13 protein-coding genes are annotated in these 14234 nt (G+C 60.3%); 12 read left to right on the forward strand and 1 reads right to left on the reverse strand.

Features of this window, described 5'->3' with window-relative positions:
- Positions 1-54: 54 nt before the first annotated feature.
- The 8 genes from EKM88_RS03805 to EKM88_RS03840 all read left to right on the forward strand — a co-directional run bounded on the left by EKM88_RS03805 (position 55) and on the right by EKM88_RS03840 (position 8484).
- On the forward strand, positions 55-1035 hold the full coding sequence (locus tag EKM88_RS03805) for a hypothetical protein (RefSeq protein WP_125703286.1): 981 nt from the start codon (positions 55-57) through the stop codon (positions 1033-1035).
- Positions 1028-2443, forward strand: coding sequence for a RecQ family ATP-dependent DNA helicase (locus EKM88_RS03810; protein ID WP_125703288.1), 1416 nt, complete (start codon positions 1028-1030; stop codon positions 2441-2443). Before EKM88_RS03805 ends, EKM88_RS03810 begins: the two co-directional genes overlap by 8 nt.
- A 55-nt stretch (positions 2444-2498) precedes the next feature.
- Positions 2499-3086: a LysM peptidoglycan-binding domain-containing protein gene (locus EKM88_RS03815; RefSeq protein WP_125703289.1), complete on the forward strand. Its 588-nt coding sequence runs from the start codon at positions 2499-2501 to the stop codon at positions 3084-3086.
- Positions 3087-3168: 82 nt separating this feature from the next.
- Positions 3169-3837 (forward strand): (d)CMP kinase, encoded by a 669-nt coding sequence (gene cmk, locus EKM88_RS03820; protein WP_125703291.1) that lies wholly within the window; start codon positions 3169-3171, stop codon positions 3835-3837.
- A gap of 76 nt (positions 3838-3913) precedes the next feature.
- Complete coding sequence (rpsA, locus tag EKM88_RS03825) at positions 3914-5197, forward strand: 30S ribosomal protein S1 (protein ID WP_125703293.1); 1284 nt, start codon at positions 3914-3916, stop codon at positions 5195-5197.
- 110 nt (positions 5198-5307) lie between these two features.
- Positions 5308-6618, forward strand: coding sequence for a ribosome biogenesis GTPase Der (gene der, locus EKM88_RS03830; RefSeq protein ID WP_125703295.1), 1311 nt, complete (start codon positions 5308-5310; stop codon positions 6616-6618).
- Between the two features lie 229 nt (positions 6619-6847).
- Entirely contained in the window at positions 6848-7123 is a 276-nt protein-coding gene (locus tag EKM88_RS03835; RefSeq protein ID WP_125703297.1) for an HU family DNA-binding protein, read from the forward strand.
- A gap of 92 nt (positions 7124-7215) precedes the next feature.
- The gene (locus EKM88_RS03840) at positions 7216-8484 is read left to right on the forward strand and encodes a tetratricopeptide repeat protein (protein WP_125703299.1); all 1269 of its coding nucleotides are present in this window, start codon (positions 7216-7218) and stop codon (positions 8482-8484) included.
- A 60-nt stretch (positions 8485-8544) separates the two neighbouring features.
- Here the strand turns inward: EKM88_RS03840 and EKM88_RS03845 are convergent, their stop codons facing one another.
- Positions 8545-9423, reverse strand: a complete 879-nt coding sequence (locus tag EKM88_RS03845) for a YitT family protein (protein WP_125703301.1) — start codon at positions 9421-9423, stop codon at positions 8545-8547.
- A 98-nt stretch (positions 9424-9521) separates the two neighbouring features.
- Between EKM88_RS03845 and EKM88_RS03850 the strand changes: the two genes are divergently transcribed.
- From EKM88_RS03850 to EKM88_RS03865, 4 genes are all read left to right on the forward strand, one after another.
- Positions 9522-10700, forward strand: coding sequence for a CCA tRNA nucleotidyltransferase (locus tag EKM88_RS03850; RefSeq protein WP_125703303.1), 1179 nt, complete (start codon positions 9522-9524; stop codon positions 10698-10700).
- 161 nt (positions 10701-10861) lie between these two features.
- Positions 10862-12754 carry an ABC-F family ATP-binding cassette domain-containing protein gene (locus EKM88_RS03855; protein ID WP_125703305.1) on the forward strand — a complete coding sequence of 631 codons (1893 nt, stop codon included), beginning with the start codon at positions 10862-10864 and terminating at the stop codon, positions 12752-12754.
- Positions 12755-12758: 4 nt separating this feature from the next.
- Complete coding sequence (locus EKM88_RS03860) at positions 12759-13709, forward strand: thymidylate synthase (protein ID WP_125703307.1); 951 nt, start codon at positions 12759-12761, stop codon at positions 13707-13709.
- 11 nt (positions 13710-13720) lie between these two features.
- Positions 13721-14212, forward strand: a complete 492-nt coding sequence (locus EKM88_RS03865; protein WP_125703309.1) for a dihydrofolate reductase — start codon at positions 13721-13723, stop codon at positions 14210-14212.
- Positions 14213-14234 lie beyond the last annotated feature (22 nt).

The following is a 14234-nucleotide window of genomic DNA, read 5'->3' on the forward strand; positions in this document are numbered from 1 at the left end:
CTGAGGGGCAAAGGCGTATAATGAGAAGTCAAAGCGAGTTCAAAGGAGGCGCGCATGCTCGACGACTTGGTGATTCAATTCTTCTCTTTGCACCCCCGCCGTGAAGTGGCGGTTTATCTGCTTTTGACCGGCAAAAAAACACTGTCGACGCTGTATTCTGCGCTTCAACACAACCAGTTGCAGTGGCTGCAGCTGCTGCCCGACTTGGGGCGCGATGAGTACCAGGCGGCGGTGGCGCGGCTGGTGGCGCAACGGGCGGTGGCCCGCCAAGCAAGCGGTATCGTGCTGACTGACCCAGCCCGGCAGGCTGAGGCTCGGCAGCGGGTGCCGTTGCCACAGGCCTTTCGGGCTGAGTGGGGCGCCTCGGCCTTTGATCAACGGCTGAGTTTGGCGGTGCAGGTCCTGTCGGAGGCGCAGTTCAAAAACCGGCGGTATCAGCCTGTGACGAATGATTGGCACACACAACAGCGCGTGCGTCAGTGGACCCGGCACGTGAACGCCAAAGCGGTCGTTGCCGAACTGACAGCCGCTTTTGCGGCGCTGCCCACGGCCCAGGCCGATCGTCTCGCACGGCGATTTGTGGCGCACGGCTTCGTGGGGGATGCGCGCGCAGACGGGCTGGCGGCGCACTTGGCTGACTTAGACGCCGTGAGTGCGTTGATCGCTCAGTTGGTGGCACACCCGGAGTGGGCACAGCTCAACGCCTTGTGGGGCGGGCCAGTGGCGCTTTTTTCACCCAGCAGCTATCAGGCGGTAGCACTGGCCGACCAAGGCGTGGCGCGTGCTGCTATCGCGGCGCAGTTACGGCTGAAGCCCAGCACAGTCAACGAACACCTACTGGCCGCCACGATCATGGGGTGGCAGCCGCCCATCGCCCAATTGATCCCGGCACCGGTTCGTGCAGCCCTCGCCGGCCAATCTGATCCGCACGAACAGGACTATCAGAAGTTGCTGGCGGCGGTGCCGACCAGCGATTTCTTTGCCGTTCGGTTGTTTCAGATCTTGATGCTTCAAGGGAGGTGGCCAAATGACTGAGCTTGACGAAGCGCTGACGGCGCACTTTGGCTTCACCGCGTTTCGGCCGGGGCAGCGACCGCTGATCGCGGCGGTCATGGCGGGTCGTGATGCGTTGGGGGTGCTGCCCACGGGAAGCGGCAAAACGCTGTGTTATCAGCTGCCAGGGCGGCTACTGCCTGGCACCGTGCTGGTGGTGGAGCCCCTGCTGGCCTTGATGGAGGACCAAGTGGCGCGTTTGCAGGCGAGTGGCGAAAAACGCGTGGTCGCCTTGTCCAGTCGCCTTGACGCAGCGGATATGGCGCAGGTGCTGGCGCAGTTGGCGAGCTATCGGTTTGTGTTCGTGGCGCCGGAGACCCTGATGAAGCCAGCCGTATTGCAACGGTTGGCCCATGTGCCGCTCAGCCTGTTTGTCGTGGATGAAGCGCACTGCATTTCGCAGTGGGGCCCAGACTTTCGCCCGGCGTACCTGCAGCTCGGCGCAGCGATTCAGCAGCTCAATCCGCGCAGCGTTTTGGCACTGACCGCCACGGCCCCGGCCGCGGTGCAACGCGACATCACGCAGGGGCTTGGGTTGCGTGACCCCCTGATGCAGATCGCGTCCGTGGATCGGCCTAACGTGTTTTTAGGCGTGGAAACCGTTGGTTCAGCGCACGCCAAAGACGCCCGGCTGGACGCGCTTGTGCAGGCGGTGGCCGGGCCGGTGATCGTGTATTTTGACCGCAAGGCGACCGCCGAGGCCACGAGCGCGCGATTGCAGGCGCAGGGGGTAGCGGCGGCCTATTACCACGCGGACTTGACAGCAGCGCAGCGGGATTTGATTCAACGCCAGTTTATGGTCGCGCAACTGCGGGTCATTTGTGCGACCAGCGCTTTTGGCATGGGCATCGATAAGCCGGATGTTCGACTGGTGGTGTACACGCATGTGCCCGAGTCGCTGGAGGCGTACACGCAAGGGATCGGCCGCGCGGGGCGCGATGGTCAGTTCAGCGCGAGCCTTTTGCTGATGGGGCCGGGCGACTACCAGCGAGCTGCGCAGTTCGCCCAAGCATTGCCAGACGCGCAGCTGATTCAAACCGTCTTCAAGCATCCGGAAGCGTATGTGACCCTCGATGACCCGCAGGTGATGCTCGTTGAAGCCTACATCAAGGCAGGATTTTCGCAGGCGCAGGTCCTGACCCAACTCCGCGCCCGCCGCGGCGACAAACAGCGGGGTCTCGATGCGATGGGGACATTTTTGCAGGCGCCGACATGCCACCGGGCCGCACTGCTGGCCCATTTTGATGCGCCACCGGTGGCGCATCATGAGCGGTGCTGTGGTGCGCTGACACCGGCAGTCCTGGCCCAATTGGCCCCGGGAACGTCGCCGCAGGCCGCGGCTCCGACCACGTGGCGAGCAATTTTTCAGCGCATCTTTACAATGAATTAATAACCAGTGACATCAACTATGATACAATGAGTACAGTTGAGTAAGGAGGATCGTTATGCATAAAAATGACCAAGAGGAAACAACCTCTAACGACCCAACCAAACCGTGGGAAAAGCAGTTTGAAGATGAGCGAGACGACGACGGCAACCTGTCACGGCTCGCCACTCGGAAGAAGCACCACGGCACGACGGTGTTGACCTACGTCTTATGGACGCTGATCGCACTGTTCGTCTTGGTCCCGGTCAGCTTGTACGCGATCTCGAGCAATTCCGGCAAGTCCGGGAACGACAGCACCCACATCGCCGTTGAAAGTGAAAAATCAAGCTCGAGCAAGACCAAGCAATCCAGCTCCAAATCATCATCCAAGTCGTCTTCCAGCCAGTCAAGCGAAACCAGCTCGACCAGCGAAAGCACGGCCAGCAGCACCGAGTCGTCGGCGAGTCAGGTCAGCGAAACGAGTAGCAGCGAACCGGCGGCCACGAGCAGCTCAACCAGTAGCGCTGAGACAGGGGCTCAGTACTACACGGTCAAGGCTGGGGACAACGCTTACCGCATCGCGTTGAACAACGGCATCTCGTTGTCACAGTTCTACGCGTGGAACGGTCAGTCCCTGCATCCGGGACGAAGCGTTCGAGTGAAGTAATCATCAGTTGAGCCGCACTTGGGCTCAACTTTTTTGTGAGAAAAAAATTGCCGCAACACGGCGGCACTGAAGGAGTTAAACCATGCAGATTGCCATTGACGGCCCGGCGGGGTCCGGAAAGAGTACGATTGCCAAGTTAGTTGCCAATCGGTTGGGGTTCATTTACTGTGACACCGGGGCGATGTACCGCACGGCCACGGTGATGGCCCAGCGCCTGGGACTAGATTACGGGGATGAGGCCGCGATCATGGCCCACCTCGAACCCCTCGAAATCACGTTCAAGCCGACTGCGGACGGCCAGCTGGTGTTCATGGATGGGGTGGATGTCACTTTGGCGATTCGCGAACCGGAAGCCACTAATAACGTCAGCCAGGTGTCCGCATTGCCTGCAGTGCGCGCGAACATGGTGGCGCGCCAGCGTGAGATCGCGGCCAAACACAACATCGTGATGGACGGACGGGACATCGGCACGACCGTGTTGCCGGATGCTGACTTGAAAATTTTCATGGTGGCCAGCGTGGCGGAGCGCGCCAAGCGCCGCTACAAGGAGAATCTGGTCAAAGGGATCGACACGCCGCTCGCAGTTTTGGCGCATGAAATCGAAGAACGCGACCGCAAGGACTCCACGCGGGCCGTCAGTCCGCTACGTGAGGCGGCTGACGCGGTGCGCATTGATTCCAGTGCGATGACGATCGATGAAGAGGTCGCGGCCATTTTGAAACTCGTCCAAGAAAAACGCCAGCCACGGTGAACAAATAGTTGGTAATTTCTTGACACATTAGGTACAATAGTGTTTGTATGACAGTCGTATAGGAGGATTTTTTGGCATGAGTGAAAACAATGCAGCAAACGAGAACGCCCAAACCATGGCGGACGCTTTGAAGGAAGTCGAAACCGTTCATATTGGGGACACCGTAAAAGGTGAAGTATTAGCCGTTGAGGACAAGCAACTGATCGTTGGGATCGAAGGCACCGGTGTTGAAGGTGTCGTTCCTCTGAAAGAGTTATCAACTCAGCCAATCGATGACATTCGGTCGGTTGCTAACGTCGGCGATGAAATCGATTTGGTCGTGATCTCCACGATCGGCAAAGACAAAGAAAACGGTCAGTACTTGCTGTCCAAGAAGCGTCTTGAAGCCCAGAAGGTTTGGGTCGAAATCAAGGCCAAGGCCGATGCCGGTGAAACCATCACCGCCCCTGTGACCTCCGTGGTCAAGGGTGGCCTGGTGGTCAACGCTGGCGTGCGTGGCTTCGTGCCTGCTTCCATGGTTGCGGACCACTTCGTTGAAGACCTGTCCCAGTACAAGGGTCAGGAACTGGAATTCAAGATCGTTGAAGTTGAACCAAACGACAACCGTCTGATCCTTTCCCACCGTGCCATCGTTGAAGCCAACAAGAAGGAAGCCCGCGCTGAGATCTTTGCCAAGATCCAGCCTGGCGACGTGGTTGACGGCAAGGTTGCCCGTCTGACGAACTTCGGGGCCTTCGTTGACCTCGGCGGCGTGGATGGTCTGGTGCACGTTTCCGAGATCGCCTTTGACCACGTGGACAAGCCAAGCGACGTCCTCAAGGTTGGTCAAGACGTGAAGGTCAAAGTGCTTGCCGTTGACCCAGAACGTGACCGCATCTCCTTGTCCATCAAGGCGACCCTGCCACAGCCATGGGACAACATCGACACCGAAGCCCCAGCCGGCGCTGTGCTGACCGGGACCGTGCGTCGTCTGACCTCCTTTGGGGCCTTTGTTGAAGTGCTGCCTGGCGTTGAAGGCCTGGTTCACATTTCTCAAATCTCCCACGAACACATCGCAACACCAAACGATGTGCTGAAGGAAGGTCAATCCGTCGACGTGAAGGTGCTGTCTGTTGACCCAGACCAACACCGTCTGGCGCTGTCCATCAAGGCCCTCCAGGAACGTCCTGAAGGCGTTGAAGAAGACCGCCCAAGCCAAAACCGCAACAACAACCGCGGTGGCGACCGTCCTCGTCGCAACAACCGACGTGAAGAACACACCGCGATCCCGGCTGAATACCAGCAGGATGATTCCGGCTTCTCCATGGGCGACTTGCTCGGCGATGCGCTCAAGGGCTTTGGCACCGACGACAAAGACTAACCAACAAGCGTACGGGGAGGAGGGCGTGACATTGTCACGTCCTCCTCTTCGCTTGCCACTAAAAAAGCGCGGGGGTGCCTGCGCCATTGAGAAAGAAAGGAAGTGACGCAATGGGACTCCCAACATTAGCCATCGTGGGCCGACCGAACGTCGGCAAGTCGACCATCTTCAACCGGATCCTCGGCGAGCGCGTCTCAATCGTTGAAGATACCCCGGGGGTTACCCGGGACCGGATCTACGGGAAGGGTGAATGGCTCGGCAAGGAATTCGCCCTGATCGACACCGGTGGGATCGATATGGGGGACGAGCCGTTCCTCAGCCAGATCGCGCAGCAGGCGGAAATCGCGATCGAGGAAGCGGATGTGATCCTGTTTTTGACCAGCGTTGAGGCCGGGGTGACGGAAGCGGATGAAAAGGTTGCCCAGATCCTCTACCGCGCGGATAAGCCGGTGGTGCTGGCCGTCAACAAGGTCGATAACCCCGAGCGCCGCAACGACATCTATGACTTCTATTCCCTCGGCTTTGGTGAGCCGTTCCCGCTGTCTGGGACGCACGGCATCGGCCTGGGCGATGTGCTGGATGCCGTCTTTGCCGCATTCCCAGCCGAAGGGCAATCGGACGATGACGACAGCATCAAGTTCTCCTTCATCGGTCGGCCGAACGTCGGCAAGTCCAGCCTGGTGAACGCTATTCTCGGCGAGGAGCGGGTGATCGTCTCCGACATCGAAGGCACTACGCGCGATGCCATCGACACCAAGTTCGTGCACGATGATCAGGAGTACACGATGATCGACACAGCCGGGATCCGCAAGCGCGGGAAGGTCTACGAAAGCACCGAAAAGTACGCCGTGATGCGCGCTTTGCGGGCGATCGACCGGTCGGATGTCGTTTTGGTCGTGCTGAACGCCGAGGAAGGCATTCGCGAGCAGGACAAGAAGGTGGCTGGGTACGCGCATGAGGCCGGTCGCGGCGTCATCATCGTGGTCAACAAGTGGGATACCCTTCACGAGAAGGACAACCACACAATGAAGGAGTTCGAGCAGCATGTGCGCGACGAATTCCAGTACCTGGATTACGCCCCGATCATTTTTGTCTCGGCGAAGACCAAGCAGCGCCTGAAGAACCTGCCGGCCATGATTTCACTGGTTTCTGAAAACCAGAACCGCCGGATTCAAAGCGCGGTGCTGAACGATGTGCTGATGGACGCGCTGGCAGTGACCCCGACGCCGACCATCAACGGGAAGCGCCTGCGCATCTACTACATGACGCAGGTGGCCGTGAAACCGCCGACATTCGTGGTTTTTGTCAACGATCCGGAGCTGTTGCACTTCTCGTATGAACGTTTTCTCATCAATCAGTTGCGCGCGGCCTTTGATTTTGACGGCACACCGATCCACTTAATTGCGCGAAGTCGCAAGTAACCGGCGTTTGTGGCCCGTTCGCGGCGCACGTAATGTTTCAAAAAGATTTTTTCACACAAATGCGAAAACCCGCGGAAAAAGCGCATTAAACCTTGCCACAACGGGCTTTGTGTGATAACTTTAGGAATGAAATAGTGATACGGGTTTATCATTGTTTCCTCATTCTTGGGGAATCCCCGAATGGGTCGTACGGTGTTCGCACCGTAAATTTACGGAGGTGAAATAGATCATGGCAAACAAAGCAGAATTGATCGAAAGCGTTGCAACAACCACTGGTTTGACCAAGAAGGATGCAACCGCAGCAGTTGATGCCGTCTTCAGTTCTATCCAGGGCGTCCTGGCCAAGGGCGAAAAGGTTCAACTGATCGGCTTCGGTAACTTCGAAGTCCGCGAACGCGCAGCTCGTAAGGGCCGCAACCCACAAACCGGCGCAGAGATTGAAATCCCTGCATCGAAAGTGCCTGCGTTCAAGCCAGGTAAGGCACTCAAGGACGCTGTGAAGTAGTCTCTTGAATCACCGATCCTGGGGCAAAGAGGTCGAGCCAGCGCTCGGCCTCTTTTTTCTGACTACGACCGCACATGTTTGGGGAGGACACTATGGCAAGTTATTCTGAGCAGATGTTGGACGCGCTGGAGGCAGGGGACCTTGCCAAGAGTCGCGAGCTCTTTCAGCAGGTGCTGACGGTTGATTCGGACGAGACGAAGTACAATCTGGCGGGTGAACTGTACGCCCTGGGCTTCACTGGTCAGGCACAGCGCCTGTATCAGGAGCTGATGGGCAAATACCCGGATCAAGATGACCTGAAGACGGCTTTGGCCGACATCGCCGTGTCGAATGGTGAGCCGGATCAAGCCATCGGGTTGCTCAGTATGATCACCCCCAGCAGCGACTTTTACCCCCAGGCCCTGCTTGCGTTGGCCGATGTGTACCAGACGCAGGGACTCTATGAGGTCAGCGAGGCGAAGCTTCAGCTGGCGCTTCGCCTGGTACCGGATGAGCCCATCGTGACCTTTGCGCTCGCTGAGCTTTACTTTGACTGGGGCAAAGATGATCTGGCCAGCGTGGCGTACGCGCAGCTGATCAACAGCGGCGTCACAGTGCTTGCCAACGTGAACCTGAAGGCCCGCTATGCGGCCACGCTGGCGCACCTCGGCCAGTACGAGGACGCCGTCGCGGTGTACGAAGAGGTCGGCGTTGCGGCGCTGGATCCAACCAGCGCCTTTCAGCTAGGCTCACTTTACGCCCAGCTGGATGAGCCGGAGCGCGCGATCAAAACCCTGCAGGCAGTTATCGAAGAAGACGCAAGCTTCGCCAACGCGTACCTGCCGCTGGCTGAGGCCCAAGCCAAAACCAATGACAATGAGGCCGCACTGACGACCGTGCAGCAAGGCCTGCTGGTTGATGCGACCAACCCGGCGCTGTTCACACTGGGGGCACGGCTGGCGCTGAAACTGGCGGCCCTACCGCTCGCCGAAGAGTATTTGGCCCAGGCGCGTCAGCTGGATCCGGAGAATCAAACCGTGATGCTGGAGTGGAGCAACCTCCTGGTGGCGCAGGGCGAAGACGCGGCCAATGTGGCCTACTTGGAGGCCATCGATCAAAGCGGCGAGGTCGACCCACAGATCTACTGGAACCTTGCCAAGAGTTACGACCGCCTGGACGATCCCGTTAAGGCCCGGGAGAACTACTTGCTGGCGTTCCGCCAGTTCCAGGATTCGCCAGACTTTCTGCGCGACATCATCGACTTCTTCCAATCCACCGGGGCGCAGGCTGAGCTGCGCGCCGCCATGGTCCGCTACCTAGCCTTGGTGCCTGACGATGCGGCCATGCAGGACCGGCTGGACGAGTTGGATGACGGCCACTAAGCAAAAAACAACCGGCTCTCCGCGCACGTACAGGCGTGGGCGAGTCGGTTGTTTTTGCGCTCAGCTGAGAAACAGCCGCCGCGGCTTTTTCTTATAGGTGAAGCCTTCGCCCAGGGCCTCGTGCACGTCGAGGATCGTGACGAAGGCCTGCGGGTCGTTGGCCTCAATGATGCGCTTAACGGCCACCACCTCGGTTGGTGCGACCACGGCGTAGACGACACGCTTTTGGTCGCGCGCAAAGCCGCCTTCCGCGTGCAGGTAGGTGACGCCGCGTTCCAGCTGGGTCATAATGGTGGCGGCGATCGGCTGGGCGGCGCTACTGACGATCAGCACGCCCTTGGCTGCGTACGCACCGTCAAGGGTGAAGTCGACGATGCGGGAGAAGACGTAGCTGGCCACCAGCGTGTACATCATCAGCTCGAGGCTCAGATACGAGAGGCTGGCGGTCAGCACCAGCACATCGAAGGCCAAAAGCGACTTGCCCATCGGAATGCCGGTTTGCTTCTCGAGAATCCGGGCGATCACATCGGACCCGCCGGTGGTACCCCCGCAACGGTAGATGAGGCCGCTGCCGATACCGCCGAACAGGCCAGCCAACAGCGCCGCGATGAAGAGGTCGTGGTGGATGTTCAGGCTCACCGGCAGGCGCTGCCAGAGCCATAGCCACCCGGATAGCATCCCTGTCCCGTAAATGGTGTAGGCCAAGGCGCGCTTGCCCAGAAATTTGTACCCCACGATGATCAGGGGAATGTTAAGCACAAGCGTCGAGTAGGCCGGGTCGATGTGCCACCAGTAGCGGATCAGCAGGGTGATCCCGGTAATGCCGCCTTCCGCCAAGTGATTCTCGATGTTGACGGTGACCAGCCCGAAGGCGTAAAGCGCGCACCCCAGCGTGATGAGACATAGATCTAGGACCATGCGCCGTGTTGTTTTCGTCATTCACTCGCCCCCTTGCGCCAGTTCTGTCTTCATCATAACAGAAGCGACGCGGTCGGTGTGCTATGATAGATAAGCAATCTAGAGAAAAAGGTGAGCTCATGCAGATCGATTTATCCCATCCTGATTTTCAAGCCGCGATTCCGATCATGAAAGAAATCGAAGCCGCGGGGTTTGAGGCGTACTTTGTCGGCGGCGCCGTGCGCGACGCTATTTTGGGCCTGCCCATTCACGACGTCGACATCGCCAGTTCCGCCTACCCACAGGAGATCAAGCAGATTTTTCCCAAAACCGTGGACACCGGGATTCAGCACGGCACGGTGATGGTGCTGCGGCACGGGCAGGGGTATGAGGTGACAACTTTTCGCACGGAGTCCGGGTACCAGGACTTTCGGCGCCCCGACCACGTCACCTTTGTCCGCTCCCTTGAGGAGGACCTGAAGCGCCGCGACTTCACGGTCAATGCCTTGGCCGTGCGCCACGATGGGACGGTCATCGATTTGTTCGGCGGGTTGGCGGATCTGACCAGCCAGACGCTGCGGGCGGTGGGCGACCCCCACGCGCGCTTCCATGAAGACGCGCTGCGCATGATGCGGGCGGTGCGGTTTGAAAGCCAGCTCGGCTTTCACGTGGCGCCGGCCACCCAGGCGGCGATCCAGGCGAACGCGCCACTGCTTGCCAAAATTTCCGTTGAGCGGGTGGCGGCCGAGTTCACTCGCCTGATGCTCGGTCAGTGGCGCAATGCGGGGCTGGCCACGTTTTTGGCCACAGCGCTGAGCGCGCATGTGCCGGTGCTGGCGGCGCATCCTGCGGCGATGCAGCGGCTGGCCGCCCTGCCGGCGACCCCGATCGAGGAACCCGCGGTGGCCTGGACGCTGGTCGCGGCGCTCACGCAGGCGCCGGTGCGCCAGCTGATGACGGCCTGGAAGCAGGCCAATGCGCTGGCTGATGTGACGCAGCGGGCGACGGCGCTACTGCCGGTGCTACCGATTCCGGACCCGTGGCAGCTCTATCAGGCCGGCGAAGCGGCGGTGCGCGTTGCGGTGGCCGCGGCGCAGTACCTCACGCCCGCCGTGTCGCAGGCTGGCGTCACTGCCGCTTACGCTGCGCTGCCGATCCATACCAAGCATGAGCTGGCGATCACCGGGGCGACGCTGATGCAACATGGCTTCACCCCGGGGCCCAAGCTCGGTCAAATGCTGGGCCACTTGGAGCAGGCCGTGGTGATGGGCGACCTTCCCAACACCCCCGCTGCGCTTTTGGCCGCCGCGCAAGGCTGACCCAGACGTAAGCCGAACCACTCGCAGCACACGGTTGCGGGTGGTTTTTGTGTAGGCGCGGCCCCCCTGCTTAGGGTAAGCGGCGGCTAGTCTTGACCGGGGGAAGCGGTGCGCCGGGTTCCATGGTATGATGGTGACAGACCATCAAAGTGGGGACAAACATGCAAACATTGACCGCAACGGCCGTAAGTAAGGCTTACGGCGATAAACAGCTTTTCACGCAACTCGATTTTTTGATCAACGAAGGCGATCACATCGGCCTGATCGGGGTCAACGGCACCGGTAAGACGACGCTTCTGAACGGCCTGGCCCAGACGGAGCCGTTTGATGCCGGGACGGTGGAGACCCCCCGCAACTACCGCATCAGCTACCTGGCGCAGGTGCCAGCGCTGGATCCGCATAAGCGCATCATGGACGCGGTTTACGGCGGGGACTCGCCGGTGTTTGCCGCGATCCGCCAGTACGAGCAGGCCCTGGCCGCGTACACGGCCACGCCGCTGGATGCCGCGGCGCAGGCGGCATACACCAAAGCGGACGCGCAGATGACCAGCCTGGACGCTTGGCGGGTGGACACCGACATCAAGACCATTTTGACCCAGCTGCACATCACGGATCTGACCCAGCAGATCGGCCAGTTGTCCGGCGGCCAGCAAAAGCGCGTGGGCCTGGCCCAGGTGCTGATCGAATCACCGGACTTGCTGATCCTCGATGAGCCGACCAACCACCTGGATTTTGACTCCATCGACTGGCTGGAGGCCTACCTGAGCAAGTACAAGGGCGCGCTGCTGTGCGTGACCCATGACCGCTACTTTCTGGACCGGGTGGCGAACACGATCTGGGAATTGGACCATGGCCAGCTCAGCAAGTATACTGGCAACTACGAGGCGTATGTGGGCCAAAAGGCGGAGCAGGTGGCGCGAGACGCGGCGGCCGGCCACAAGCAACAGCAACTCTACCAACAGGAGCTGGCGTGGATGCGCGCCGGCGCGCAGGCCCGCTCGACCAAGCAGCAGGCGCGGATCAATCGCTTCAACGACCTGAAGCAGACGCTGGCGGACCGCCCGAGTGCCACCGGCACGGTGGCGATGAAGGTCGCCAGCGCCCGACTGGGCAAAAAGGTGATCGAACTGCACGATGCCAGCCTGTACCTGGGCGACCACCAGATCCTTGATCACTTCGACTGGCTGGTGCAGCCCGGCCAGCGTATCGGCATCACCGGCACGAATGGTGCGGGCAAGTCCAGCCTGCTGAACGTGATCGCCGGCAAGCTGCCGCTGGATGATGGGGTGGTTGAGCTTGGCGAAACCGTGCGCCTGGGCTATTACACGCAGCTGAGCCAGACCCTAGACGGCACTAAGCGCGTCATCAGTTACCTGCAGGAGGCCGGCGAGGAGCTGGTCACCAACGCCGGTGAGCGCATCTCCGTCACCCAGCTCCTGGAGCAGTTCCTGTTTTCGCGTAGCATGCACGGCAACCTGATCGGCCGCCTGTCAGGCGGGGAAAAGCGCCGGCTCTACCTGTTGCGCATCCTCATGAGCCAACCCAACGTGCTCCTGCTCGATGAGCCGACCAACGACTTGGATGTGGCCACGCTGACCGTGTTGGAGGATTACCTGGACCGCTTCCCGGGCACCGTCATCACCGTGTCGCATGACCGCTATTTTCTGGACAAAGTGGCCACGCAGCTGCTGGTCTTTGAAGGCAACGGCGTGATCGACCGCCATACCGGGTTGTTCACTGACTACCTGCGGGCTCAGCAGGCGGCGGCCAAGCAACCGGCCAAAGTGATCAAGCCGACTCCAGTGGCGGCGCCCAGCGCCCCGAAGGTCAAGACCAAGCTGACCTACGCCGAGCAACTGGAGCACGATCAGCTTCAGGGTCAGATGGACGCCTTGGATGATCAGATCAGCGCACTTAAGGCCGAAATGGCGCAGGTCAGCGGGGCCGATTATGTGCGGCTCGGTGACCTCCAGCAACAGATCGACCAACTCAACACCCAGCTTGACACCATGTTTGACCGCTTTGCCGAACTCGATGACTACGTGGAGGATTGAGACCATGCTTGAACAACCCTACTTGGATTTGCTGGAACGCGTCCTGACCACCGGACACTTCAAGGAAGACCGCACCGGCACCGGCACTTACAGTTTGTTTGGCGCACAGTTGCGCTTTGACCTTAGCCAGGGCTTCCCACTTTTGACCACCAAAAAGGTCCCGCTGGGGCTGATCAAAAGCGAGTTGCTGTGGTTCTTGCACGGGGACACCAACATTCAGTATCTGCTGCAGCACAACAACCACATCTGGGATGAGTGGGCGTTTGCCCGCTACGTCCAAGACCCGGCCTACCAAGGCCCGGACATGACCGACTTCGGCCGCCGCCGGTTGGAAGATCCGGCTTTTGCGGCGACTTACGAGGCGACGCTTGCGGCTTTTGACGCGCAAATCGTGGCGGATGACGCGTTTGCGGCGCGCTATGGCGACCTCGGCAACGTGTACGGCAGCCAGTGGCGGGCCTGGCGCACCAGTCAGGGCGACACCATCGATCAGCTGCAACAAGTGATCGACATGATCCAAACGACGCCGAATTCGCGCCGCCTGATCGTCAGCGCGTGGAACCCCGAAGACGTTCCGACCATGGCGCTGCCCCCGTGTCACACGCTGTTTCAGTTTTACGTCAACGATGGGCGCCTGTCGCTCCAGCTGTACCAGCGCTCGGCGGACATGTTCTTGGGCGTGCCGTTCAATATCGCGAGCTATTCGCTGCTACTGGCGCTGGTGGCCCGCGAAACCGGGCTGGCGGTGGGCGAGTTCGTCCATACGTTCGGGGATGCGCATATCTATGCCAACCACCTGACTCAGGTGCAAGAACAGCTCAGCCGCACACCAACGGCGGCCCCGAAGCTCTGGCTGAACCCGGCAAAGCGCCACATTGCCGAGTTTGACATGGCGGATATCAAGGTCACCGACTACCATCCGCAACCGGCCATCAAAGCGCCGGTGGCGGTTTAAGGAGGGTTCGCATGATTGCATATGTTTGGGCGCAAGCCAGCAACGGCACGATCGGCCGCGACGGGACGCTGCCGTGGCACCTGCCGGATGATCTGCAGTTTTTCAAACAAAAGACGCTGGGCCAGCTGACGCTGATGGGCCGCACGACCTATGACGGCCTGCGCAAGCGGCCGCTGCCCAACCGCACCAACGTGGTCCTGACGCGCCGGTTGGATTACACGGCGCCAGGGGCCGTGGTCGTGCACAGCAAAGCCGAGGCGCTGGCGCTGGCCGCCGCGCACCCCGAACAGGATCTGATGATCGTCGGCGGGGCGCAGGTCTTCACGCTGTTTGCCGATGTTGTGGACACCCTGTACGTGACGCGCCTGGCCGGTGAGGTGAGCGGCGACGTGGTGATGCCCCCGCTGGACTGGGACGCCTTTGAGCGGGTCAGTGCCCGCTTGGTGCCCAATGATGACCCGGCCTTGGCCCACACGTTTGAGACCTGGCAGCGCCGCAACTAAAAAAATCGCTTCCTTCGCGGGA

This window comes from Lacticaseibacillus daqingensis, from assembly GCF_003946115.1.
GTDB lineage: Bacteria > Bacillota > Bacilli > Lactobacillales > Lactobacillaceae > Lacticaseibacillus > Lacticaseibacillus daqingensis.